This is a genomic window from Clostridioides sp. ZZV15-6598 (assembly GCF_020657705.1).
Classification (GTDB): domain Bacteria; phylum Bacillota; class Clostridia; order Peptostreptococcales; family Peptostreptococcaceae; genus Clostridioides; species Clostridioides difficile_F.
This window is the reverse complement of sequence record NZ_JAGWCS010000009.1, coordinates 1-23310: the sequence shown is the minus strand read 5'-3', so window position 1 is coordinate 23310 and position 23310 is coordinate 1. Positions and strand designations below refer to the sequence as shown.

Here is a 23310-nt window from a genome sequence, read left to right as displayed (position 1 = left end):
CTATATTGCAGATATTATTTTTAAATTTGCTTACATTGTAAACAGTATTAATTAATAATGTTACATATAAAAAAACAAAAATTCTATCATAGAACTTATTTAGAACTTAGTAAAAATGAGCGAGTATAAAAGATTTAAATAACTTGACTTTTAAAACTTACTATTGTAATATTTAAAATATTACAATAGTAAGTTTTGGGTGTATACTCAGACATAATTTTACTGCTTGAAAGGAGAAAATAATGTTACTGATAGTTATAATAGCTGTTTTCATAATAGCTTTAATCAAGATAATTATATTAGGTAAAGAAAATATAAAAGGAATACTTATTCCTGTAGTTTTATTTCTTGTAAGTGACTTCTTATTTCTTTGTGGAAATATTATATTGAGAGGAGGAGTGATTTTACTATTCATAGGATTATTTGCAATACCATTAATGTTGATTGCTTTTATATGGATTTGTGTACATATTATTAAGCTATTTCTTAAAAAAGATTTAAATAAAAGAAAAGTAATTGGAAGTATAGTTTGTACTTTTATAAGTATAGGTACTATATTTCTTCCTGGACCAAGTGAAAGTTTTAGATTCCAACTTTACAAAAAGGATTATATAGAGGTTGCACAAGCGGTTTTAAAAGCATGCGATGAAGAAAAGTTAAATTCTGAATATAATCTAAATATTAAACTTGGTAAAAAGGAGTTAGAAAATATATTTTCTGAAGCAGTAGTAAATAAAATAAATAAGCTAAATAGAAATGTAGATGTAACTAAGATAGTTGGTAATAAAAAATCAGTTTATTTTTTCTTTGGAGCTGAATTACAATCTGTTGATGGGATTGTATTCTTTAAGGATTTAAAAGAAAATAAGTCAGAGCTAGACTTTGTCAATAAACACATTCAAGCTCCTCGTTTAGAGTATATGACAGATGATATCTATTATTTTAAAGGAGGATTATAAATATACATGTTAGGAAGGAGTAAGGTATGAAGAGAAAAACAAGTTTTATTTTAATAATTATTCTATTAATCATTGCGTTTATAGCAAAATATTCAATAGAAAGTAATCAAAAGAATAAAGAACAAAACATTAAGAGTAACAATACAAATTTTAAATCAAATGAATTGGAGACTAAAGATAGTACACAGCAGAAAAAAGATAAAGTTAATGTAGTTGATTATAGTGACTGTTTTAAAGATATTAGTGGAGGAGCTATTTTTTATAGTAGTAAAAATAAAGAATATAATATATATAACAAAGAGTTAATTGAAACAAGGGCTTCACCTTGTTCTACTTTTAAAATAATTTCAACATTAATTGGTTTAGAAAAAGGAATAGTAGATTCAAAAGAATCAGTTATGGGGTATAATGGCACAATTTATGAGATTGAAGATTGGAATAGAAATCTTAATCTAGAGGAAGCATTTAAAGTATCTTGTGTTTGGTATCATAGAAAACTGATGAATCAAGTTGATGCTAAATTTGTTCAAAATACACTAGATAATCTAAAATATGGAAATTGTGACATTAGTGAGTGGGAAGGAAATTTAAAAAATGGAAGTAAAGATTTAAATGGGTTCTGGTTAGAATCTTCATTAAAAATATCTCCCAAAGAGCAAAAGCAAGTATTAGCTAAAATTTTTGAGGGTGATACAAGCTTTAAAAAAGAGAATATTAATCTCTTAAAGGACATTATGAAAATAGATATAAATGATAAGAAAATAAATGTATATGGTAAAACTGGAACAGGATTTGATGAAAAGAAGCAATGTGTTGATGCATGGTTTGTTGGTATGGTAGAGAATGAAGATGATACATATTACTTCGCTATTAAGTCAGATGATTCTAATAAAGAAATAGGAGGACCAAAAGTAAAAGAGATTGCGATTGATATAATTAAGAAATATTACAGTAATATATAATAGATATAATTTTAAATTAAAATATAAGTAGATTTAAGAAACTATGCAATGAATTGATAAATATATTGCATAGTTTTTATTTTATTTATATTATCTTAAGTAGACATAAAAGGATATTTGGTGTGTCACTATAATGTCATTTTGGATTGATAAACTTTAACTATAAAGGAGATGATTGTATATGGAAATATTAAAATGTGAAAATTTAACAAAGACATATGGCTCAAATCAAACTATGGTGACAGCTCTTAATAATTTGAATTTATCAGTTCAAAAAGGTGATTTTGTAGCTATAGTAGGAGCCTCTGGTTCTGGAAAATCTACATTACTTCATATGCTTGGAGGGGTAGATAGACCTACATCTGGAAAAATTTATATTGAAGATACTGAAATAGCAAGCTTAAAAGAGGAAGCATTGGCAATTTTTCGACGTAGAAAAGTAGGGCTTATATATCAATTTTATAATCTTATACCTACTCTTGATGTTAGAAAAAATATATTATTACCAATGTTACTTGATAAAAGGAAAGTGGATGAAGATAGGTTTTCGGAAATTGTATCTACACTTGGATTAACTGATAGGCTTAAACATCTTCCAGGTCAACTTTCAGGTGGGCAACAGCAAAGAGTAGCCATAGCTAGAAGTTTAATATATAGACCAGCTATTTTATTAGCAGATGAACCAACAGGTAATCTTGATAGAAAAAATTCTGAAGAAATTGTAGATTTACTAAACTTATCAAATAAACGATTTAATCAAACAATACTTCTTATTACTCACGATGAAAAAATAGCATTAGAAGCAAATCGTATTATAACTATGGAAGATGGTATGATAGTTTCTGAAAAGGTGGTGAAGAAATGAATATTCTTCAAGAATACACCTTAGATTTTGTACGTCGTAATAAGCGTAGTAGTATGGCTATAATGTTAGCTATATTACTTACTACAACTATGATGTCTTCTTTATGTGGACTGTTATATACAATGTGGAGTGATTTTATAAGGCTTTCAGTTGAGAAAGAAGGTAATTGGCATGGAGAGTTATTTGATGAAACTTATGGAAGTGACTTATCATTAATTGAAAATTTCTCTTCAGTTGATGATGTAATGATTAAAGGTCAGTGGTATGTAGGTAAAATTGATGATGATAAAAGGGATTATATAATTTATAGAAATGCTACATCAGAATATTGGAATTATATGCCAGAAAAGGACACTATACTAGAGGGCCGTCGACCAAATAATGCTAATGAAATTGCACTATCAAAACAATATTTTGAGAGTAATCCAAATGTAAAAATTGGTGATAAAATTACTATCCCAATAGGAGATAGAATACTAAATGGAAACTCTCTTGAACCCGTAGCTCCAAAATCGAAAGGTGAAAGTTTTAAAAAGGTCTCAGAGACTACGTTGACAATAGTAGGAAAAATAGATGTTACTACTTCATCAGTTGTACCTGCATATACAGCTCTTGGTTATCTTGATAGAGCAAGTATAAAGCCTAGTGATAATATTACTGTGTATTTACGATTTAAAAATATTAGAGATACATATAAAGAACTTCCAAAGCTTGCTAAATCATTAGGGTGGAAAATGAATGAATATGGAAAATATAATCTTAAGTATAATAGTAATTATCTTTTAAAGATGTTAGTCTTTTCTCCAGAACAGAAAGCATCTATGAACAGTATAGAAAAATTTTCAACACCTCTTATGTATTTAACAATAGCAATCTTTACAGTAGCTGTATTTGTAATGGTGATTTATAATGCTTTTGCATTATCAGCAAATGCTAGACTTACTCAATTGGGTATACTGGCTAGTATTGGAGCATCACCAAAGCAGATTAAAAAGTCTGTGGTTTTTGAAGGTTTTTTATTGACAATTATTCCTTTGCCCATAGGCTTATTTTTAGGATGGGCATTGTGTAATGGTCTTGTAAGTTATATTAATTCAGTAAATACTACTATTGATAATCAACAGGTAATCTTTACTTATGGTATTCCTGCTTTCTTACCAGCTGTTTTACTTACAATAATAACAGTATGGATTTCTGCACTTATCCCAGCACGTAGAGTATCAAAAATAGCACCTATAGAAGCAATAAGGCAAGGTGATAGTGTTAGAATTAAAAGTTCGAATAAATACTCATTAACAAGGTTATTTGGTATAGAAGGAGAACTTGCAGTAAATGCGCTTCGTGCCCGTAAAAAATCTTATCGTACTGCAACAATATCTTTAACACTTTCTTTTTTACTATTGACAAGCTTTTTAAATATAATTGCATGTCAAAAAGGTGCAGAGAGTGTTTATGGTAGTGATATTTATGCTAGTCAAAGGGATATATCACTGTATCTAGAAAATAGTGAACCTACAGAAAAACAGTTTTTAGAACAATTAAACAATACAAAAGGTGTAGAGAGTTCATTATATTATCTAAAAATGTCTGCAGTAACTTGGTTAACTGAAAAAGATGCTTCAAAAGAGCTTGCAAAGAGTGGAGGATTTAAAAATATAGTCTCAGCTAAAAAATATTATCCTATAGAACGTGATGGTAAGTTTCGTATCACTTCAACTATGATTGGACTTGATGATGAGAGTTTTGCAAAATATTGCAAACAACTTTCTATAGATCCAAAACCATATTATGATACAAAAAATCCAATTTCAATTGTATATAATCGTGAGGAAGATATTAATCGCAGTACACGTAGAGATAAAGTATATATAGATTATCTAAATCTTTCTGTAGGAGATAACATTACATTAAATGAAAAGGTCTATGATGAAGATGAGGGAAACTATACTTTTAATATGAAAGTAGGAACTATTACAGATACACTTCCCCAAATAGCAGAAAGTCTTGGTAGATACACATTAATTCAAGTAGTGCCAATGTCTACAGTACAAGAGTTGTCTAAAAACTATCATGAAAATCGTAGATTAAAATCAAATAGGATAACAGGACTATTTAAAATAGATAATCATGATAATATTTCTAAGGTAAGAAAAGAGTTTGAATCTATTTGCAACAAATATTATGGGTCAGGTGATTATAGCATTAATGATGTTGTAGAAAATGAAGAATTAAGTGATAGTGGACAAATAACTATGAATTTGATAGTAGGATTTATTACAGCATTATTAGCTGCAATTGGTTTATCAAATGTGTGGGCGACTGTTTCAGGAAATCTTAGAAGTAGACGACAAGAGTTTGCTATGTTACGTTCTTCAGGATTGTCTCCAAAGGGTATGAAAAAGATGCTCATCCTAGAAGGATTATTTTTTGGTCTTACACCATTATTACTCAGTATTCCTGCGCAAATAGCTATATTGTATGCTTTCATCCATATAAATGAAATAAGTTTTATGGAGTACTTATTATTTGCTCCAATATCTATAGTTACAAGCTTTACTATATTGATACTTATTGTAGTAATAGCGTCATATACTATGGGATGTAAACAATTAAAGAGTGAAAACATAGTAGAATCTATAAAAAATGAGACAATGTAGACAAGATTTATTTGAATATTTTTTAAAAGCAATTTTAAAGAATATTGTGTGTAAGTAATAGATAATGTGTAAATGATAGACAAATAGGATATAATGTAACTGGATTATAGGTGTTTTCCTATAATCCAATTTTTTATGTATAAAACTTAATTATGAATCTTGCACCACCATGATGACAATTTTCTGCATGTATAGTACCATTTTGACCTTCTATAATAGACTTTGATAGAGCAAGACCTATACCAATATTGTCTTTACTAGCATTTTTACCATGATAAAACCGATTAAAAATATATGGCAGGTCTTCTTGAGCAAAACCCTTACCATTATCTTCTATAATAATTTCAATGTATAGAGGGTTTTTACTATAATAAGCAATAATTTGCCCACCATCTTCTACATGTTCACTACAGTTTTTAAGAATATTTAAAAGAGCTTCCAAAGTCCAGTTTATATCAATTTCAAATTCTACTAAAGAAGAGCCTTCAATAAAAAATGTCTGATTTTTTTCTTTTAAAATTCCTTCTATAGGTTCAACTGCATAAGAGAGAAGAGAATGGACATCTATAAGTTTACTTTCAAATATTAAAGTACTTGCATCTAATTTTGACAAAGTAAGTAAAGAGGAAACTAATCTTTCTAATCTTAATATTTGATTTGTAAGTCTATTAAGGTAATCTATTTCTTCCTCTGGACAAGTTTCTGCAAGTAATTGCGCCATGAGCGACATAGAAGTAATTGGAGTTTTAAGTTGATGTGCAATATCTGCAAGATTATCTGAAAGAGTTTGTCTTTCTTTTAAAGCAAATTCTTTTGAGGAACGAAGTTCTCCCACAGTTTTATATATCTCGTCTTCAAGATGTGAAAACTCATCTTCACATCGTAAAAGTACAGATTCTTTCCCTAAATTAACTTCTTCCAAATAGTGAGTAAGCGTATTGATTCTACTATTGTTATATCTTTTTTTGCTATACTGAATTATAAACATAACTATAGCCATTATTGACACTATAATAAAGGACACTATCATGAAATAAAAAAAGTTTTTATACCAAAATGTATTTTTAGTATAACCATGTTTTAATAAAATCTCATTTCCTACATTAAAGTCATAAGAATTTGAATTTTTTAATGATTTTAAAATGTTTTCTGTAGATTTAGGGTTAAGTTGATAGGATGTACCAATGGTTTTAGCCATCATATTATATTCTTCAGAAGAAGTTACAGTTGTTAGAATTATACTTAACAAAATAGCAACAACTAAGGAGAATACTATAAAAACAACAGTATTATTGATATTTTTTTTTATTTTCACTCGCTATCCTCCATTCTGTATCCTATACCTCTCAAGGTTTTTATACAGGATGGATTTTTTAGTTTTTCTCTAAGTCGCTTTATTGTAACAGTAAGAGTATTATCGTTTACAAAGTTTCCATCTATATCCCAGAGCATTTCTAATAGTTTTGCACGAGTAAGTGCTTTATTTTTATTTTCCATTAGACTTAGGAGTAGTTTGTATTCTCCTGCTGTCAAAGAGATTTCAATATTGTCCAAATATACTTTGACTTCATCTTTATTCAATCTTATATTTTCACATGTAAGAGTGCTAGTAGTGCTAGAATGAGTACGTCTAAGTACAGCATTAATTCTAGATTGAAGTACTGAAAGCAAGAATGGCTTAACTACATAATCGTCTGCACCCATATCCAAACCGTGTACAATATCTTTTTCATCATCACGCACTGTCAAAAATATCACTGGAGTATCTCTTATATTTTTAATATATTTACAAAATTCATATCCAGTTCCATCAGGTAAATTTAAATCAAGTAAAATTAAATCGATGTCTTTGTCAAATTTTTTCTTAGCCTCAGTAATTGTGCTATAACAGCAAACCACATGATTTTTCTTTTCTAGAGAAGTTTTTACTCCAAATGCAATTGTATCATCATCTTCTAAAAGAAGTATTTTTGCCATTTATTTTCAGTCCTTTCAGTATTGAATATGCAGTTATCAAACTAGAATTTGTTTTAATCTTTATCTTGACTATTGTTCTTTTCTATAATAGTCTCAATACCAGCTCCTGATGCCATTCCAATTACTAATCCATAACACATTGGTATTCCAATCTTTCCTTGAAAGATACCAATCGCAAAACCGATAGCAATACCAATTCCTGCACCTATAAACATATATAAAGTAGCATAACTATTTCTGTTATCTTTTTCGTCCATACACAGCCCTCCAACGTAAATTCCTATTTATAGAGATATTATACAGGTACACAAAATCATACACAATGGAAATTTGTGCTCCACAACAAATTTCCCCTTTTATCTTTTAGATTACCTTGCACAGAAAGTAAAATCACTGTCAAAAACTTATAAATTCAAATTAAGATTTAAGTGAATCTATCAAAAGGTTAAGTGTTGTTTCGATAAATTTGTTCTCTTCTATATTAAAATTGTTGAGATACGACTTTCCTGTTACAGATAATAAATTAAAAAATCCTGTAAGTGTAAATATTGATGAATACATAAGAGTAGGTATTTCAATATCTGACCTAATACTTCCATCAATTTTTCCCATTTCAAATAGTTCTTGGATTTCTTCAAACATAAACTTATTAAAAGAAAAAAACTTTTCTTTAAAAGGTATCTCTGAGTCTGAGTTTTTAGATTGTACAAGTCCAATCATTCCCATTAAAGCAAGTAAAGAAGGCTCTTTACGATAAAATTTATGAAATGCAGAATATGAAAATTTTAATTTTTCAAATCCAGTTTTCCCTTTTGTATTTTCTATTTTAACACTGTCCCAAAGTCTTTTATATCCTCTTAGTACAACCGCAAAAAATAAATCTTCTTTGCATGAGAAATACTTATATATAGTACGTTTTGTATATTCTGATTCTTTTGCTAGTTCATTCATAGAAGTGTTATCAAATCCATTGAGACAAAATAATTTTTCTGCTTTATCGATAATTTCATTTTCTCTTTGTATTTTTTCTTTATCTCTTCTTGATAATTCTGCCATATAAAATACTCCTTTCTATTGATAAAAAAATATACCGATGGTATACTTGTATAACGATAGTGTACTTTTTAAAAATAAAGTTAATGTAAAACACTATAATTTATTATAACTTTACTAATTAATTATATAGGTAAAATATAAAATAAGGGGGATTTATTTATGAAAATAAAAGAAAATGTACTGATGTTAGATAGTACTCGTGGTGCAAATTGTTTTATTGTGTTTGATGAAGAGATTACTCTGATAGATACAGGATTTCCCTTTATGGGGAAAGGTATAATTAAAGAACTAAAAACACTTGGGATTAAACTAACTGATATTAAGCATATTTTACTAACTCATCATGATGTTGACCATATATCTAATATTAAGTTATTAAAAGAACACACAGGAGCAAAAGTGTGGGCTCATATAGAAGATATGCCTTTTATTATAGGAGAGAAGGACAGACCTGGATTCAAAAAATTTATTGGAAAAACAATTTCAAAAAGAATTCTTAAAGATGTAGAAGCTTATGGAAATAATATGCAAGTTGGGAATATAAAAATTATTCATACTCCTGGACATACACCAGGACATGTGTGCATGCTTTTTGAAGATGTCTTGTTTGCAGGAGATTTAGTTAAGAACAAGAATGGAAATATAATTCCATATCCTAACCTGTGGAATTGGAATTCTGAAAAAATGATGAAATCTGTAAGTGAGTTAGAAAATTTAAAATACAACTGGATATGTATGTCTCATGGAAGCCCTTGTACTAAAGAATAAAAATAATAAGTCATGATATATTTATTTAAATAAGAACTATTGACTATATACAACGTTGGTGATAATATAATATCCAAGATAGAGTATAAGGTGGTGAATTTCTCTGATACGTACTTTAATTTTATATTATTTAAATATTAAGCCAACACATGGATATGAAATTCAAAAATTTTTACAAGTTTCTGGAGCAGATAGATGGACTAAAATACAATCAGGTTCAATCTACTATGCATTGGCAAAGCTAGAAAAAGATGGAGCAGTCAGAGTTTTGAGAGAAGAAAAAACTGGTGCTAGAATTCGTAAGATTTATGAGATTACACAAAGTGGTAAAGTGGAGTTAAAAGAAGAACTACAAAAAGAACTACAGATGCCTATAGTTCCAGTAGGTTCAAATAAATTCCTGCTGTATAATATTTTAGATGTATTACCAAGAGATACTATACAGACAAATCTTGAAAAACATATAAAGCATCTGACAGAGCAGAAAAAGTATTGGGAAAGCTGGAAAGAGATTAAAAAAATTGATAAAAAAAGTCTTCCAACAGAAAGAATTGCTTTTGATATGACAATAGATAATTTGAATTATCAAATACTATGGCATGAGGAAATACTCAATAATATTGATAAGTACATATCTGTTGGTTATGAAACACAAAACATAATTAAATCTATAGATTTTTCAAATATAGAAGACGATTTTTTATTTGCAACTGAGGAAACAAGTGAACTATTAGAGGTTCAAAAACTCAGAGATGAAATAATTAATAATCCAGATAAAGCTATAGAAAATATAGATAAAATAATACTAAAATTACAAAATAAAAAATAAGTTTATTTATAATAACACGGGTCAAAGACTCGTGTTTTAAAAAAATAATATGTACAACATTGGATATATAATATTGGTTAAAATATTAGGAGGTTTTATAAATGGAAAATGTACTATTAGAGATTGAAAAGTTATCTAAAAGATATAACAATAAGGAAGTTGTATCAGGAGAGAGTTTTAAAATACTAGAAGGGGATATTTTAGGTTTTATTGGACCAAATGGAGCAGGAAAAAGTACATCTATTAATATGTTTACTACAATTGTATCTCCAGATAGTGGAGATATATATTATAAAGGTAAAAGTATTAAAAATCAGCAAAATGATTTTAAAAGTGCTCTTGGTGTAGTGCCACAAGAGCTGGCAATATATGAAGACTTAAGTGCATATGATAATGTTAAATTCTTTTGTTCATTGTATGGTTTTAGAAGAAACGAACTTAAATCCCGAACTAAAGAGGCCTTAGAGTTTGTTGGACTTTGGGGTAGACATAAAGAACTTCCATCAAAATTTTCTGGAGGAATGAAACGTAGATTGAATATAGCTTGTGCAATCGCACATAGCCCCAAACTTCTCATTATGGATGAGCCAACAGTTGGAATTGACCCTCAATCAAGAAATAAAATTATGGAAGCAATCAAAACGATTAATAAGAATGGTACAACAGTTATTTATACTAGTCACTATATGGAGGAAATAGAAGCTTTATGTAATAGGATTGTTTTAATTGATAAAGGTGTAATTTTAGAAGACTTGGATAAGAATTTATATAAAGATAAATATTTAAAACTTGGTTATAAGACACTGGAGGATATTTTTTTATATCTTACAGGCACAAGTTTGAGAGATTTGGAGGAATAATATATGAGATATTTTTTGCCATTGTTTAGATTGGGAATCAAGCGAAGAAGTAAAGATTTTTTTATTTTATTTTATAATATTGTTTTTCCATTAATAATCATAATGTTATTAGGGTATTTAACATCAAAGTCTTATGGAATAGAATTTACATCATATAACTATTATACTATTGTCACAATACCATTTTGTGTTCTTATGGGAATTATTAGTGTTTCATATGCAGCACAAGATGAGAAAATTTCTAGTACATCATATCGTTATATGATTTCTCCTATTTCCATAACAGCACTAGTACTTTCAAAACTTTTTTCTTGTACAATTATACTTTCAATGTGTAATGTAATAACTTTAATGATAATAAAAGGCGTTTTTCAGATAAGTTTTGGTGGAAATTTTTTAGCTATTACTTTTCTTTTAATGTGTGAATCCACTGTAGTATCAGCTATAGGTTTGTTTTTAGGTCTTGCATGCAAAAACTTAGATATACTACGTAATATCATTAATATACCAATAGTGATTTTTGGTTTCTTAGGAGGCGTATTTTTTCCAGTTAGCTCATTAAACCCAGTTGTTTCATTAGCAATTAATATATCACCATTAACTTGGGTTAATAGGAGTGTAGTTACTTGTATTTATGATGATAATTTACAACCCCTTTTTAATATATCATCTATATTTGTAATTATAAGTATTTTAATGACAGTACTTACAGTTAAATTCTTTAAAAGGGAGGCATTTATATAGTGAACTTAATAGGTATTTTTAATAATAATTTTAAAAGAAATATAAATAAAAAGTTGGGTTTTTTAGTTATACTCTTATTTCCTATAATTATAGTAATACTTGGAGTAGTTGCAAATTACATAAGTAAACCATCTTTTAATATTGGTATTTTGAGTGAGTATAAAAATGAAAAAGTTTTAAATGAATCTGAAAAAAAGATTTATACAGATATGGTTAAGACATTAAAAAGTACTCAAGGAATTGATGTTGAAATTGCAGACCTTAAAACAGTTAAAACTGATATTATAACTGGAAAGTATTCTGCTGTTATATATTTTAATAAGGGTAATTTCGAACTTTATTCTATAAAAGATAAAAATACAAATAATATGTTAGAGGCTTTAATAGAATCATATAAAGAAGATTCAACACCTACAAATATAAATAAACTACAAGACAACACCTTAGGAGTTTTGCAAAGGATAATTGCTTTTATTGTATTATTTTTAATGATAACATCTACTGTTACAGCATCAATGATTATTAAAGATAAAAACTCAGGTACATTTACAAGAATATTATATTCACCACAAAATATAAGAGGATATGTGTTAGGGAATATACTATATAACTTTACAATTACATACTTTCAATATCTAGTTTCAATAACTATTATTAAATTGTTTAATATTGATATTAGTATCAGTTATATAAATTTACTTTTAATGGGTGTATGGATATCTGCCTTGGCAACTTCTTTTGGAACATTTATATCTTCCTTGTTTAATAAAGAAATGTATGCAAACTTATTTGCTACTGGTATATCTCTTATATTATCACTTATTGGTGGTTCATTTATTCCAATTGATAAAATGCCTACTATGTTGCAAAATATTAGTATCATAAGTCCAATACGATGGTTTATAAGTATTTCTACTTACATGGAAGAAGGTAAAGGATGGTTTTCTAATATGAACCATATTTATATTTTAACATCAATAATACTGTTTTTGGCTTTGTTAGCTGTGGGATGTACTAAAAGAGTAAAGTGTTCAAATAAAATTAAGAGCTGAAGAAAAGTGAAGAAAAGATAAATGGTTATAATTAAAATAAGTAAAACATGAGTGTAAGTAAACAATCACATTGTCTTATTTGTGTAATGTGATTGTTTATTTTAGATTATAAATATTGCAATACAGGATTATAATACATACATTGTTTAGAGTAGCCATGTATCAGTATTAAAGCACATTTTTTGTATATCATCAATAAAACAACTTACATGGTATCCATCAGTAGCTGCATGATGTACTGTTATGGAAAGAGGGAGAAGTATTTTTTCATCTTTTTGATAATATTTGCCTGATTCAACTGTAGGGAAAAAATAATTTTCAAGACCATGATTATGTACAGTAAAGCTTTTAAAACTAATCCATGGAAGACATGAAACAGTGTAACAATTTTCTGGAGGATTAGGTTTTGCTAAAAAACCATAATTTTTTCCATACTGTTCAATATCATTTAAGTAACTCTCATAGAATATTGAAAAATCTTTATTATATTCTGTCCATATTGATGAAAAAGTTTTATTATCATCATGAAAAATTGCATAGAATGGAGTCAAAGTATCCCAATATCCAAGTTCATTTTCATTATATGCAATCTTTAGTTCTTTATATTGATTTAAACAAGTTGTTACTATATATAGATATGCTGGATAAAATTTGATATTTCTTTTTTTCGTTTCATCAAGTAAACGAGTAATATCTATTTCTATAGTTAAATCAAATCCTACATTTGTCATCTTTGAAAAATAATAAAAGTGTGTATATCGCGCCCAGTTTTGTAAGTCAATTTTATGGAATTGTTGTTTATTCATATAAAATAACCATATCCTTTATAAGATTTATTTGATTATCAATATCGTCATCTGTAAGTACTAAAATAGGTGCTGATGTTTTCATACTATCAAACAAGAACATTATGTGTATTGCAAGTATCTTAGAATTACATTTTTTGAATTCCCCTCTAGATTTTCCATAGTCTATTAACTTTGAAAGCATTGTAATGGCTGAGTTATATCTCTTATTCATATAATCACGTTGGTCTTTTTCCACAAAAGCAAATTCATGAATTGCAAAATCTAATCCAGAGTACTCGCTTTGTATTTCTGACTTTTGTTGATTAAGAAAAAACTCTAACATTTGCCTAGCTGATATATTTTCCTTTATGCTTTTATCTAATAAATTTTGAGAATTATCTTTATGGGAATTTAGCATATCAATAAAAATTTCTTTTGTTGAATTAAAATGTCTATATAGACCACCACGACTTAAATTACATACTTCACAAATATCTTTCATAGTTACATTACTATATCCTTTTTCAGAAAATAATTTTATCGAAGTATCAATAATAAATTGTTTAGTTTGCATTCCTTTTGTTGCCATAAATTTTCCTCCTTTGCGACATACGTGTCGTTTTTAATTATAAGACACTTGTGTCGCTTTGTCAATTTAAATTTATATAGTAAAAAACAGTTAGGGAGAGATAACTTAATTTATCTTAAATTAAGAAAAAATTTATTAAAACAGTAATAATAATGTTGACTTTTAAAACTTACATATGTAATATATAAATTACTATCAATTATATTATTTAAGATACATATTTTTCATGAGGCTATTTAAAAACAATAAACCAATAAAAAAGTATATAATTGATGCATTTATGGGCTTATTTTAACTTTAAAGCTTACGTATGTAATATATTGAAGGATAAGGGGGTTTGTATGAAAAAAAAGATAAAAACAAAAAAATTACTAATCCTTGGCGCTTTAATCTGTTTAGTTATGATTATTATTGGTTTTACAATTAATTTTGCATTAAATGGATTTAATAAAATCAAGCCAGATGAAGTATTAAAACAGTATATGTCTCTCGCAAATGAAAGGCAATATGAAAAAATGTACAACCTATTAGACGAAAAAAGTAAACTAGAAAACAAAAAAGAAGATTTCATTTCTAGAAATAAAAAAATATATGAAGGAATTGGTGCACACAATATAAGTATTGATATTAAAGATATTAAAAAAGATGAAAAGGAAGGTACAAAACTAAATTATGATTCTAAAATAGATACTTTAGCAGGAGAAATCTCATTTTCAAATGAAGTATTATTGACTAAAGACAAACAAAAAAACTATAAAATAAGATGGCAGTCAAACGTTATATTTCCAGAACTTGAAAATGATAATAAGGTGCTAGTATCAACACTTAAAGCTAAAAGAGGAAATATTTTAGATAGAAATGGTGAAGTACTTGCTGGTAAAGGTCTTGCATCTGTTATAGGGTTAGTGCCTGGAAAAATGAGTAATAATGTAGAAGACCTAAAAAAACTGTCTGATTTACTAGATATACCAGTTGAGCAAATCCAAAAAAAATTAGATGCATCTTGGGTAAAAGAAAACTCAATGGTACCTATAAAAACTATTGAAAAAATAGAAGAAAATCCAGATGGCTCTGTACAAGAAAAAGATAAATCATTACAAGAATCATTACTTAGCATTTCAGGCGTTAAAATATCTAATACAGAGGTAAGAGCATATCCACTAGGTGAAAAAGCTGGGCATTTAACTGGATATGTTCAAAATGTGAGTGCAGAAATATTAAAAGAAAAAAAGGGAAAGAACTACAATGCCAATAGTATAATAGGTAAAATTGGTCTAGAAAATTTATTGGAAGACAGAATACGTGGTATTGATGGGTGTGAAATTATCATAGCTGATAGATATGGAGATAAAAAAGAAACTTTAGCAATTGTTCCAAAGCGAGATGGGGAAGATGTTAAACTGACTATTGATTCAAAGCTACAGAGTAAATTATATGACCAGTTGAAAAATGATAAAGGTTGTGCAGTGGTTATGAATCCTAAAACAGGAGAGATTTTATCTCTTGTAAGTAGCCCATCATACAATCCAAATGAATTTATACTAGGTATGTCAGGGGATAGATGGAAGGAACTCAATGAAAATGAAAATAAACCAATGTATAATAGATTTAAAGCCAGACTATGCCCAGGGTCTTCTTTTAAACCAGTTACTGCTGGTATTGGTATAACAACAGGAAAGATTAATCCTAATGAAAGTTTTGGGCATAGTGGTCTTAGTTGGCAAAAAGATTCTAGTTGGGGAAGCTATAAGGTAACTACATTAAAGGATTATGGAAACACTGTAAATATGAAAAATGCATTGATTTATTCTGATAATATTTATTTTACTAAAGCAGCATTAAAAATAGGTGAAGATGTTTTATCAAAAGAGCTGTTAAAATTAGGATTTGAAGAAAGTATACCATTTGAATTTGGATTAGCTTCCTCAAAATTTGGTACTGACAATAAATTTGATACAGAAATACAATTAGCCGATAGTGGGTATGGTCAAGGGAAAGTACTTGTAAATCCAGTACATATGGCATCAATATATTCAGCTTTTGTCAATGATGGAAGTATGATAAAGCCTTATCTTGAATTTAAAGAAAAGCCTCAGGTTGAATTCTGGAAGGAAAAAGTATTTTCTAAAGAGTCTGTGAAAATTATCCGTGATGACTTAATTCAAGTTATTGAAAATCCTAATGGAACAGGTCATAGTGCTAAGACTGAAGGAATTACTATTGCTGGAAAAACTGGTACAGCAGAAATTAAAGCATCAAAAGATGATACTACTGGAACAGAGCTTGGATGGTTTAATGCATTTACAGTTGATGAAAATAGTGACAAACAGTATTTAGCATTAGCTATGGTTGAAGATGTGAAGCATCGTGGAGGAAGCCATTATGTTATACCTATTATAAAATCAGTATTTGAAAACTAATATAATGTATTTGAGATTTATATTTTCGACATCTTATTTTTAGATAAAAGTAAAATTAATAAAAGACTTCTCTATATGATGAAGTCTTTTATTAATTCAAAAAATAAAATAGTGGCAACAATTGAGGATGTGAGGGAGAGTTGCCACTATTTTTATAGGGTATTATATTATGTTTTTAAGCTAGTTTTACTATCTTCTATGTTTATATAATAACTCTTGTATATGAATTTTATAGAGAATTAATTTGAATATTGTGTGAAGTTTTTAAATCTTAAAGAAGATATGTTAAAAAGTATATTTGCATTAATTTGTCTTATATATTTTTTTATCATTTAAGATAGATAATGTTATTTTGGAGGCTGTGCTACCATTAGAATAATCTTTACTTTGAATGTTTGTTGCAAATAAATAAGTATTTCCATCTTTTTCTACATAACCTATAAACCAACCATTTACATCTTTTCCATTTATATTAGCAGTACCAGTTTTACCATAAAGTGATACTCCAGCTTCTTTATATATCAATAATGAATCTTTTACAGTTTTTATATTATCATCTCTAAATTCAAATTTATTTGTATAAAAATCTCTAAGTAAATTTACTTGTTCAATAGGTGAGATTTTTAAAGAAGATTCTAACCAATAGTTTGATATCCCAGATGAAACATCACAATTTCCATAGTTAATTTTTTTAAGATAGGTTTGTATGCTTTTTATACCACTTTTTTTGTCTAAATCTTGAAAATACCAGTTAACAGAGTTTTCCATAGCAGAAAACAAGTCATGGTCTTTATTCCAAGAGTCATTAGAGGAATACTTTCCATTCCAATGAATGTATGAATTATCTCTTGTTATCACACCATTTTCTAATCCAAACAAAGCACTATAAATTTTATAAGTGGAGTCTGGTGAAATTCTCGTTTTACTTTTTTCTTCATTGTAAATATGATACTGATTAGACTTTAAATCATACATTACAAAACTTCCATCAAAACCTTTAAAATACTGACTTAAATCTTCATATAAAGTTTGATTACTTGTAAGATTATATTTTTCATTGACATCTGCCATAATGGATAGTGTAGGGCTATTTCCAAATACAATTAAAGCTATTATTGTAAAAATTAAAATACTTTTAAGTTTTAAAGTTTTTGACTCAATTTGGAAATCTGTTATCTTTAATATACGTCTTTTTATTTGCTTTTTTGAACCACCAATATCTGAAGTAAGTGTAAGATTAGATGGTTTCGAGATATTATCTATAAAATTTATTATGGTATGTCCATATTCTATGTAGCTATTTTCATCAAGCCTTTTCAAAACTGAAATATCACATGCAATCTCACGGTCTATTCTCATTTCTTTAAGTGCATACCATACAAGAGGATTAAACCAATATAATATTTGGAAAAAACACATTATATAATTTACTAAAATATCTTTGTTTTTAGAGTGTTGTAATTCATGAAGTAAAATATATCTTATGTCTTTTAAAGATAATTTAGATATAGATTCACTCGGGAATATAATATGTGGTCTAAAGTATCCAAATGTAATAGGTGTATTTATAATAGAAGATTTACATAGTATAAAATCCTTATCTAAACCTATACTTTCTTTGCAGTGCTTAAAAAGTGAAAGTATTTCTTTATCTTCTAAAATCTGCACTGATTTTTTTATATTTCTTATTTTAAAATTACAATGAACAGTAATAATTATCATGATTGTAATTCCAATTATCCATAATATTAGCAATAAAATATTTAAATTATCAAAATTAGATTGATTCAAAGATACTGAAAAATCTTTTAAAGCATTTGAATTATTAATTATACTGTCTGAAGAATTTTTTACAATAGAAGTATTTGCCACATTATTTTCAATCTGAGTAAAACTAGATATATAGCTAAACATATTTAAATGATTAATGTATTTAAGCGGAATAAATGGGATTATTAACATTATAAGTAGTATAAGCCCAATATTATATTGATACATTGCAGAAATATGTTTTCTAAATATTCTTTTAGCAAGTAGGATTATAATAATTAAAAGAGATAAGGTTAGTGTGCTAAGTAAAAATCGGATAAAAAATGGAGTGTACATATTTACTTATCCTCCTTAGTTTTCCTTTTATCTAAAATATTTCTTAATTCATCTATATCATCTTCTGATAATTTATCATTCTCTAAAAAATTTAGTACCATAGAGTTAAGAGTGCCATTATAAAAACGATTTAAAAAAGAACTACTTTCTGTGGATACATACTCTTCTTCTTTAACAATTGGAGTATAAACAAAGACTCTGCTACTTTTTTCATATGTCAAAGCTCCCTTTTTAACCAAACGCAATAACATTGTCTGAATAGTCTTAGGACTCCACTTACTTGTTTCTACTAGCTTTTCAATCACTTCATTTGTGCTAATAGGAGCATATTTCCAAACAATTTTCATTACTTGGTATTCTGCTTCTGAAATCTGTGGTAGTTTTTTCATAAGATACCTCCTTATACTTACATTTGTAATACATAAAGTATATTATCATTAGTTTGGTTTGTCAATTTTTTTAAATAGTCCATTTACAGCCATCTAGAAAGTATATGTATTTAAATATAAATAGTATTAATTAAGCTGTATAGCTATGATTAATTAATCTGTATATGTATGGTAAAAAATTAAAAATAAGGATTATATTGACATATGAAAAATTGGTTGATATACTTATTGTTGATATAACAACTAAAATGGAGGTATAAATTATGATAATTACAGTTATAAATGGAAGTCCTAGAAAAAATGGGGCAACATCAAAGGTTTTGACTCAGTTATGCAAAGATATAAAAAAAATTAAACCAAATGTTAAAATCAATTTTTTTAATCTAAGTGAAGTTAATCCATCATATTGCATTGGTTGTTTAAATTGTTATAAAATAGGTAAGTGTATTAATCAAAATGATAAAGTAGAGTACATTCATGATATAATTACTAAGAGTGATGGCGTTATATTTGGTAGCCCAACTTATGGAAGTAGTGTAACTGGTCTTTTTAAGGTGTTTACAGATAGAGCTCATATGATGTTAGAGCGATTACTGTATCATAAACCATGTATAGCAGTTACAACATATGAAAATGCTCGTGGTTCAAAAGCTATTTCTTTTATGAAGTCAATGGTTTTGGATTCAGGAGGTTATGTTTGCGGTCATTTATCTGTAAAGACTGGATTTAATCAAAATCCTATAGTTGAAAGAGTAGAGTCAAAGATACAAAAGGTATCTAAAAAATTTGTTTATTGTATAGAGGAAAAGAAAAATCCACCTGTGTTTTCTCAAATCTACGACTTTATTGCTATGAATATTATTTTAAAGCCAATGGCATTTAAAAATATTGAGCAATATAAAGGAATAATTGATAGATGGGAGGCGCAAGGTATTATTTAGATGGAGGTAATATGAGAGATTTTGAGAAATTATATGAAGTCACAAGTAAATTAATAAGTACTTCATTGAAAGTAAAAGAAGATTTAAAAAAGATGTTTAAGCAAAATGGATATGATATAACAACTGATCATTATGCTTTATTAAGATTTCTATGGGAACAAGATGGGATTTCTCAGATAGATTTGTGTGAAAAATCATGTAAGGATAAATCTAATACAACAAGAATTTTAGATGTAATGAAAAATAAAGGCTTGATTGTTCGTAAAGTAGATGTTAAAGATAGACGAAAGTTTCAAATATTTTTAACAGATTTAGGAAGGGAATTAGAAGAGCCATTAAATAAAATTGCAGATATATATGCAACAGAGACATTTAAATCTATTTCAGATGAGGAACTGTCTTTATTTACTGAAGCTTTAGATAAACTCAGTAAATAAGTATAAATTATGTTTTAGGAAGTCTTTTTAACTCATTGATGATACAAAACAATAGAAAGAGGGATAGGGATGAGTTCTAAGATTTATTATTTTTCTGGAACGGGAAACTCTTTAGTGGTTTCAAAGACTTTAAAAGAAATGTTAGATGAAAATGGAGAAGTAATACCTTTAGCTATACATAGAAAAGAAAGAAATATAGACGTAAATGAAGACATATTGATAATTGTTTTTCCAGTTTATTTCGCTGATGTTCCTGATATAGTAAAATCTTTTATAGATAAATTAAATTTTAATAGTAATCCAAATATATATGCTATTGCTACATGTAATGGAGTGGCTGGACATAGTTTGTTTACTATAAATAAATTATTTAAGAAAAAAGGAAAAGAACTTTCTGCTGGTTTTGTAATTGATATGCCTGGAAATGCTTTGATAACACCTCTAGATGTCGAAGAAGAGAGATTAAGGAATTTTACTAATAGGGTGTCAGAAATAACAAAGTGTATCAACAACTTAGAGCGTGGAAAAATAGAAGGAAAAAACAATTTAAAGTCATATATAGATAGTTTTACACTTCGTCTAGTAGGTAAAAACATGCAGATTGCCACTACTAAATTTTTTGCAGAAGATAATTGCAATGGGTGTGGCACATGCAAAAGAGTTTGTCCATTAGAAAACATAAGTATAGTTGACAGAAAGCCAAAGTGGGGTAATGAGTGTGAAAGATGTTTAGCCTGTTTTCATTGGTGTCCAAAAGAGGCTATTAATATAAAAAAATCTTTTTTGACAGATAGAAAGAAATATCACCATCCAGATGTTACAGTAAAGGATATATTTTTAGAAAAATAGATAAGTTTGATTTGTTCAATGATGGACAATATTAAAGGTTAGTAATAAATAATATTAAATAAAAATTTAAGTTTACTATAAAAAAAGTACTATAATTATAACTTATGATTTGAAAAGTAGAGTGCCTCAAAGAGTTTTCATGAGGCACTTTTCTATTATTTTATAAGTTCTATCATTTTTTGAATATCTTCTGATGCCATTTCGAATTTTGATTTTTCAATCAATAAGTTTCCACCAGTCATAATATATGATGGAAATATTCGTAAATTGTCATAATAAAGTTCGCTATTACGAAGTTTATATGTTGAAATAGAAGGGACTGCATTCTTTTTAGTATGTTTTTTAGTAATCATATTAAAAGATTTTTTTGCTACATCTCCCATTAACATTATTACCTTTAGATTACTGAATAATTTAATTTCTTCTTCTAAAATAGGCATGTGCGATTGAATAGTGTCACGAGTTATTGTATATTCTGATTTAGGTAATTTTACTGCATTGGTTATATATATGCCTAGATTTAAGATATCATTTATGCTAGATACTTTTGTACCTGCATTTTGGAACAAAGGGATTGTAGTTTTTAAGTAGTCAGCATGCTCATCTAAACTATAAAAATCATCATTAGGATTACTTGGTACAACTTCGTTAATCATTATAGTTTTTATAGAGTCTGTGTCTATTGTTATATTGGGAAGATATGATAAGACCTCATTATCCTCAAAAAGATTATTATTTTTAATAAATTCATTTAAAGTTGATTTTATATTTATCTTCATATGTTTAATCTCCTTAATTTTAAGCCTTAAATACTATAAAAAGTAATTGTAAAGCAAAAGAATTTTAAAAATATAATAGCACAATAAACATGACAACAGAATGTCATGTTTATTAATTAATAACTTATCTAAATTTAGAATTTATTAAAGCACATGCTTGTTCATAATCATCTTTATGTACATAAATTGAGTATTCATAGGAAAAGTCTTCTTTTTGACCCAAATTTCCAAGAATCATTTTGTTACTAAAAAGTCCTTTAGAATAAACATTATTGCGTACTTTATATTTATATTCAATTTTATTTACTGATAATATACCACATATTTCGTTAAATTTATCTAAGGAATAGCCTTTGAAAAGTTCAATTCTATTTAAAAACATAAATATACCCTCCATAAATAATATTAATCTATTACCATTATAAAAGAAATTAATTCTAAATCGTTATAAACCAAAGATAGCAAAATTACATTGACTTGTAAAGTTTTTAGAAGTACGATGTAAACATTAAAACTAATAAATTAAGGTTTTTAAATGAAATGTATCAATAAAATTACATAAAGATTGGATGGAGATTTCATATGAAAAAAGCGCCAGAAGAAAAAATAAATATAGATACACAAGAAGTATCACAACAAAAAGTTAGAGAATGGAAGGCTGTATATGAAAAATATAGAAATAATTTAAATGTAAATGCTAAGTCTATCTTAGAATTAATAGAATATTTAAAGCAAAAGTATACACTAAAAGAAGAAGCTTCGGAAGAATTTAAAAATGTAGTTATCAATAATATTAAGCTAAATGAACCTTTTTCAAAAAAGATACCTAGTAATAAAGAATTAAAACCTATTGTATTTACAATTCAAAATGAAGCAAACGCAAAAACATTATATGAAAACCAAGAAGAAATTTATAGAGGCGGTTCTATTATTGTGGGTATGGAATTTGAAACAGGTTGTGTTTTTGTGGAAGGTAGTAGTGAACTTGCTGATGAAATAACTGCATTTAAAGGATTAGATGAAGATGATATAAATAATTACTATGTGGTAGCAAATTATGTTAGATGTCTAAAGAAATATAATCTTATAGATTAATAAATATTTTAAATTAAGTAGAGTAAATTTAGTATAGTTAATTTACATACAGTAAAGCTTATAAATATAAAATTAGATAGAGTTGCCAAAGTAAAATTGGTAGCTCTATCTAATTTTATTTTGGCAACTTTATTTTTTGTAAATATTTTTACTTACAGTATAAAAGAAATGACTTAATAATACTATAT

At 27.3% G+C, this 23310-nt stretch carries 24 protein-coding genes; 14 read left to right on the top strand and 10 right to left on the bottom strand.

The window, feature by feature from the left end; all coding sequences use genetic code 11:
• The first annotated feature begins 242 nt into the window (after positions 1-242).
• The 4 genes from KGF50_RS03070 to KGF50_RS03055 all read left to right on the top strand — a co-directional run bounded on the left by KGF50_RS03070 (position 243) and on the right by KGF50_RS03055 (position 5443).
• Positions 243-959 carry a hypothetical protein gene (locus KGF50_RS03070; protein WP_227846771.1) on the top strand — a complete coding sequence of 239 codons (717 nt, stop codon included), beginning with the start codon at positions 243-245 and terminating at the stop codon, positions 957-959.
• 26 nt (positions 960-985) lie between these two features.
• Positions 986-1921 carry a penicillin-binding transpeptidase domain-containing protein gene (locus KGF50_RS03065; RefSeq protein WP_227846770.1) on the top strand — a complete coding sequence of 312 codons (936 nt, stop codon included), beginning with the start codon at positions 986-988 and terminating at the stop codon, positions 1919-1921.
• A gap of 181 nt (positions 1922-2102) precedes the next feature.
• Positions 2103-2786: an ABC transporter ATP-binding protein gene (locus tag KGF50_RS03060; protein ID WP_227846769.1), complete on the top strand. Its 684-nt coding sequence runs from the start codon at positions 2103-2105 to the stop codon at positions 2784-2786.
• Positions 2783-5443: an ABC transporter permease gene (locus tag KGF50_RS03055; protein WP_227846768.1), complete on the top strand. Its 2661-nt coding sequence runs from the start codon at positions 2783-2785 to the stop codon at positions 5441-5443. Before KGF50_RS03060 ends, KGF50_RS03055 begins: the two co-directional genes overlap by 4 nt.
• Before the next feature lie 133 nt (positions 5444-5576).
• Here the strand turns inward: KGF50_RS03055 and KGF50_RS03050 are convergent, their stop codons facing one another.
• The 4 genes from KGF50_RS03050 to KGF50_RS03035 form a co-directional block, all read right to left on the bottom strand.
• Complete coding sequence (locus tag KGF50_RS03050) at positions 5577-6758, bottom strand: sensor histidine kinase (RefSeq protein WP_227846767.1); 1182 nt, start codon at positions 6756-6758, stop codon at positions 5577-5579.
• The gene (locus tag KGF50_RS03045; protein WP_227846766.1) at positions 6755-7420 is read right to left on the bottom strand and encodes a response regulator transcription factor; all 666 of its coding nucleotides are present in this window, start codon (positions 7418-7420) and stop codon (positions 6755-6757) included. The genes KGF50_RS03050 and KGF50_RS03045 overlap by 4 nt, the downstream gene beginning before the upstream one ends.
• 53 nt (positions 7421-7473) lie before the next feature.
• Positions 7474-7677: a hypothetical protein gene (locus KGF50_RS03040; protein WP_227846765.1), complete on the bottom strand. Its 204-nt coding sequence runs from the start codon at positions 7675-7677 to the stop codon at positions 7474-7476.
• A 160-nt stretch (positions 7678-7837) separates the two neighbouring features.
• A complete protein-coding gene (locus KGF50_RS03035; protein ID WP_227846764.1) occupies positions 7838-8476 on the bottom strand; it encodes a TetR/AcrR family transcriptional regulator in 639 nt (212 codons plus the stop codon).
• A gap of 159 nt (positions 8477-8635) precedes the next feature.
• On the opposite strand from KGF50_RS03035, the gene KGF50_RS03030 reads away from it, so the two are divergent.
• The 5 genes from KGF50_RS03030 to KGF50_RS03010 all read left to right on the top strand — a co-directional run bounded on the left by KGF50_RS03030 (position 8636) and on the right by KGF50_RS03010 (position 12729).
• Positions 8636-9244: an MBL fold metallo-hydrolase gene (locus KGF50_RS03030; RefSeq protein WP_227846763.1), complete on the top strand. Its 609-nt coding sequence runs from the start codon at positions 8636-8638 to the stop codon at positions 9242-9244.
• Positions 9245-9341: 97 nt separating this feature from the next.
• Positions 9342-10073, top strand: a complete 732-nt coding sequence (locus KGF50_RS03025) for a PadR family transcriptional regulator (RefSeq protein WP_413926782.1) — start codon at positions 9342-9344, stop codon at positions 10071-10073.
• Between the two features lie 101 nt (positions 10074-10174).
• Positions 10175-10933 carry an ABC transporter ATP-binding protein gene (locus tag KGF50_RS03020; RefSeq protein ID WP_227846762.1) on the top strand — a complete coding sequence of 253 codons (759 nt, stop codon included), beginning with the start codon at positions 10175-10177 and terminating at the stop codon, positions 10931-10933.
• 3 nt (positions 10934-10936) lie between these two features.
• Positions 10937-11677, top strand: a complete 741-nt coding sequence (locus KGF50_RS03015; protein WP_227846761.1) for an ABC transporter permease — start codon at positions 10937-10939, stop codon at positions 11675-11677.
• A complete protein-coding gene (locus KGF50_RS03010) occupies positions 11677-12729 on the top strand; it encodes an ABC transporter permease (RefSeq protein ID WP_227846760.1) in 1053 nt (350 codons plus the stop codon). The genes KGF50_RS03015 and KGF50_RS03010 overlap by 1 nt, the downstream gene beginning before the upstream one ends.
• Positions 12730-12875: 146 nt before the next feature.
• On the opposite strand, the gene KGF50_RS03005 is transcribed toward KGF50_RS03010, so the two are convergent.
• Together KGF50_RS03005 and KGF50_RS03000 are read right to left on the bottom strand one after the other, a co-directional pair.
• On the bottom strand, positions 12876-13535 hold the full coding sequence (locus KGF50_RS03005) for a CatA-like O-acetyltransferase (protein WP_227846759.1): 660 nt from the start codon (positions 13533-13535) through the stop codon (positions 12876-12878).
• A complete protein-coding gene (locus KGF50_RS03000; protein ID WP_227846758.1) occupies positions 13528-14106 on the bottom strand; it encodes a TetR/AcrR family transcriptional regulator in 579 nt (192 codons plus the stop codon). Before KGF50_RS03000 ends, KGF50_RS03005 begins: the two co-directional genes overlap by 8 nt.
• 341 nt (positions 14107-14447) lie before the next feature.
• Here KGF50_RS03000 and KGF50_RS02995 point away from each other — a divergent pair, with 341 nt between their 5' ends.
• Positions 14448-16526, top strand: a complete 2079-nt coding sequence (locus KGF50_RS02995) for a penicillin-binding transpeptidase domain-containing protein (RefSeq protein WP_227846757.1) — start codon at positions 14448-14450, stop codon at positions 16524-16526.
• Positions 16527-16829: 303 nt separating this feature from the next.
• On the opposite strand, the gene KGF50_RS02990 is transcribed toward KGF50_RS02995, so the two are convergent.
• Together KGF50_RS02990 and KGF50_RS02985 are read right to left on the bottom strand one after the other, a co-directional pair.
• A complete protein-coding gene (locus tag KGF50_RS02990; RefSeq protein ID WP_227846756.1) occupies positions 16830-18632 on the bottom strand; it encodes a BlaR1 family beta-lactam sensor/signal transducer in 1803 nt (600 codons plus the stop codon).
• Between the two features lie 2 nt (positions 18633-18634).
• A complete protein-coding gene (locus KGF50_RS02985; RefSeq protein ID WP_227846755.1) occupies positions 18635-19021 on the bottom strand; it encodes a BlaI/MecI/CopY family transcriptional regulator in 387 nt (128 codons plus the stop codon).
• Positions 19022-19284: 263 nt separating this feature from the next.
• On the opposite strand from KGF50_RS02985, the gene KGF50_RS02980 reads away from it, so the two are divergent.
• The 3 genes from KGF50_RS02980 (at position 19285) to KGF50_RS02970 (ending at position 21248) form a co-directional block, all read left to right on the top strand.
• Positions 19285-19962 (top strand): flavodoxin family protein, encoded by a 678-nt coding sequence (locus tag KGF50_RS02980; RefSeq protein WP_227846754.1) that lies wholly within the window; start codon positions 19285-19287, stop codon positions 19960-19962.
• An 11-nt stretch (positions 19963-19973) separates the two neighbouring features.
• On the top strand, positions 19974-20399 hold the full coding sequence (locus KGF50_RS02975; RefSeq protein ID WP_227846753.1) for a MarR family transcriptional regulator: 426 nt from the start codon (positions 19974-19976) through the stop codon (positions 20397-20399).
• 69 nt (positions 20400-20468) lie between these two features.
• Positions 20469-21248: an EFR1 family ferrodoxin gene (locus KGF50_RS02970; protein WP_227846752.1), complete on the top strand. Its 780-nt coding sequence runs from the start codon at positions 20469-20471 to the stop codon at positions 21246-21248.
• Positions 21249-21403: 155 nt separating this feature from the next.
• Here KGF50_RS02970 and KGF50_RS02965 read toward each other — a convergent pair whose 3' ends face one another.
• A complete protein-coding gene (locus KGF50_RS02965) occupies positions 21404-22027 on the bottom strand; it encodes a uracil-DNA glycosylase family protein (protein ID WP_227846751.1) in 624 nt (207 codons plus the stop codon).
• 124 nt (positions 22028-22151) lie between these two features.
• On the bottom strand, positions 22152-22409 hold the full coding sequence (locus KGF50_RS02960) for a hypothetical protein (RefSeq protein ID WP_227846750.1): 258 nt from the start codon (positions 22407-22409) through the stop codon (positions 22152-22154).
• A gap of 200 nt (positions 22410-22609) precedes the next feature.
• On the opposite strand from KGF50_RS02960, the gene KGF50_RS02955 reads away from it, so the two are divergent.
• Positions 22610-23122, top strand: coding sequence for a hypothetical protein (locus tag KGF50_RS02955; protein ID WP_227846749.1), 513 nt, complete (start codon positions 22610-22612; stop codon positions 23120-23122).
• Positions 23123-23310 lie beyond the last annotated feature (188 nt).

Bases quoted from the DNA above. Each gene is read 5' to 3' on its own strand.
- KGF50_RS03040 (WP_227846765.1), bottom strand. From the start codon at position 7,677: ATGGACGAAAAAGATAACAGAAATAGTTATGCTACTTTATATATGTTT.
- KGF50_RS03000 (WP_227846758.1), bottom strand. From the start codon at position 14,106: ATGGCAACAAAAGGAATGCAAACTAAACAATTTATTATTGATACTTCG.
- KGF50_RS03020 (WP_227846762.1), top strand. From the start codon at position 10,175: ATGGAAAATGTACTATTAGAGATTGAAAAGTTATCTAAAAGATATAAC.
- KGF50_RS03035 (WP_227846764.1), bottom strand. From the start codon at position 8,476: ATGGCAGAATTATCAAGAAGAGATAAAGAAAAAATACAAAGAGAAAAT.
- KGF50_RS03005 (WP_227846759.1), bottom strand. From the start codon at position 13,535: ATGAATAAACAACAATTCCATAAAATTGACTTACAAAACTGGGCGCGA.
- KGF50_RS02980 (WP_227846754.1), top strand. From the start codon at position 19,285: ATGATAATTACAGTTATAAATGGAAGTCCTAGAAAAAATGGGGCAACA.
- KGF50_RS02990 (WP_227846756.1), bottom strand. From the start codon at position 18,632: ATGTACACTCCATTTTTTATCCGATTTTTACTTAGCACACTAACCTTA.
- KGF50_RS03065 (WP_227846770.1), top strand. From the start codon at position 986: ATGAAGAGAAAAACAAGTTTTATTTTAATAATTATTCTATTAATCATT.
- KGF50_RS03055 (WP_227846768.1), top strand. From the start codon at position 2,783: ATGAATATTCTTCAAGAATACACCTTAGATTTTGTACGTCGTAATAAG.
- KGF50_RS02975 (WP_227846753.1), top strand. From the start codon at position 19,974: ATGAGAGATTTTGAGAAATTATATGAAGTCACAAGTAAATTAATAAGT.
- KGF50_RS03070 (WP_227846771.1), top strand. From the start codon at position 243: ATGTTACTGATAGTTATAATAGCTGTTTTCATAATAGCTTTAATCAAG.
- KGF50_RS02965 (WP_227846751.1), bottom strand. From the start codon at position 22,027: ATGAAGATAAATATAAAATCAACTTTAAATGAATTTATTAAAAATAAT.
- KGF50_RS03015 (WP_227846761.1), top strand. From the start codon at position 10,937: ATGAGATATTTTTTGCCATTGTTTAGATTGGGAATCAAGCGAAGAAGT.
- KGF50_RS02985 (WP_227846755.1), bottom strand. From the start codon at position 19,021: ATGAAAAAACTACCACAGATTTCAGAAGCAGAATACCAAGTAATGAAA.
- KGF50_RS03045 (WP_227846766.1), bottom strand. From the start codon at position 7,420: ATGGCAAAAATACTTCTTTTAGAAGATGATGATACAATTGCATTTGGA.
- KGF50_RS02955 (WP_227846749.1), top strand. From the start codon at position 22,610: ATGAAAAAAGCGCCAGAAGAAAAAATAAATATAGATACACAAGAAGTA.
- KGF50_RS02960 (WP_227846750.1), bottom strand. From the start codon at position 22,409: ATGTTTTTAAATAGAATTGAACTTTTCAAAGGCTATTCCTTAGATAAA.
- KGF50_RS03030 (WP_227846763.1), top strand. From the start codon at position 8,636: ATGAAAATAAAAGAAAATGTACTGATGTTAGATAGTACTCGTGGTGCA.
- KGF50_RS03060 (WP_227846769.1), top strand. From the start codon at position 2,103: ATGGAAATATTAAAATGTGAAAATTTAACAAAGACATATGGCTCAAAT.
- KGF50_RS02970 (WP_227846752.1), top strand. From the start codon at position 20,469: ATGAGTTCTAAGATTTATTATTTTTCTGGAACGGGAAACTCTTTAGTG.
- KGF50_RS02995 (WP_227846757.1), top strand. From the start codon at position 14,448: ATGAAAAAAAAGATAAAAACAAAAAAATTACTAATCCTTGGCGCTTTA.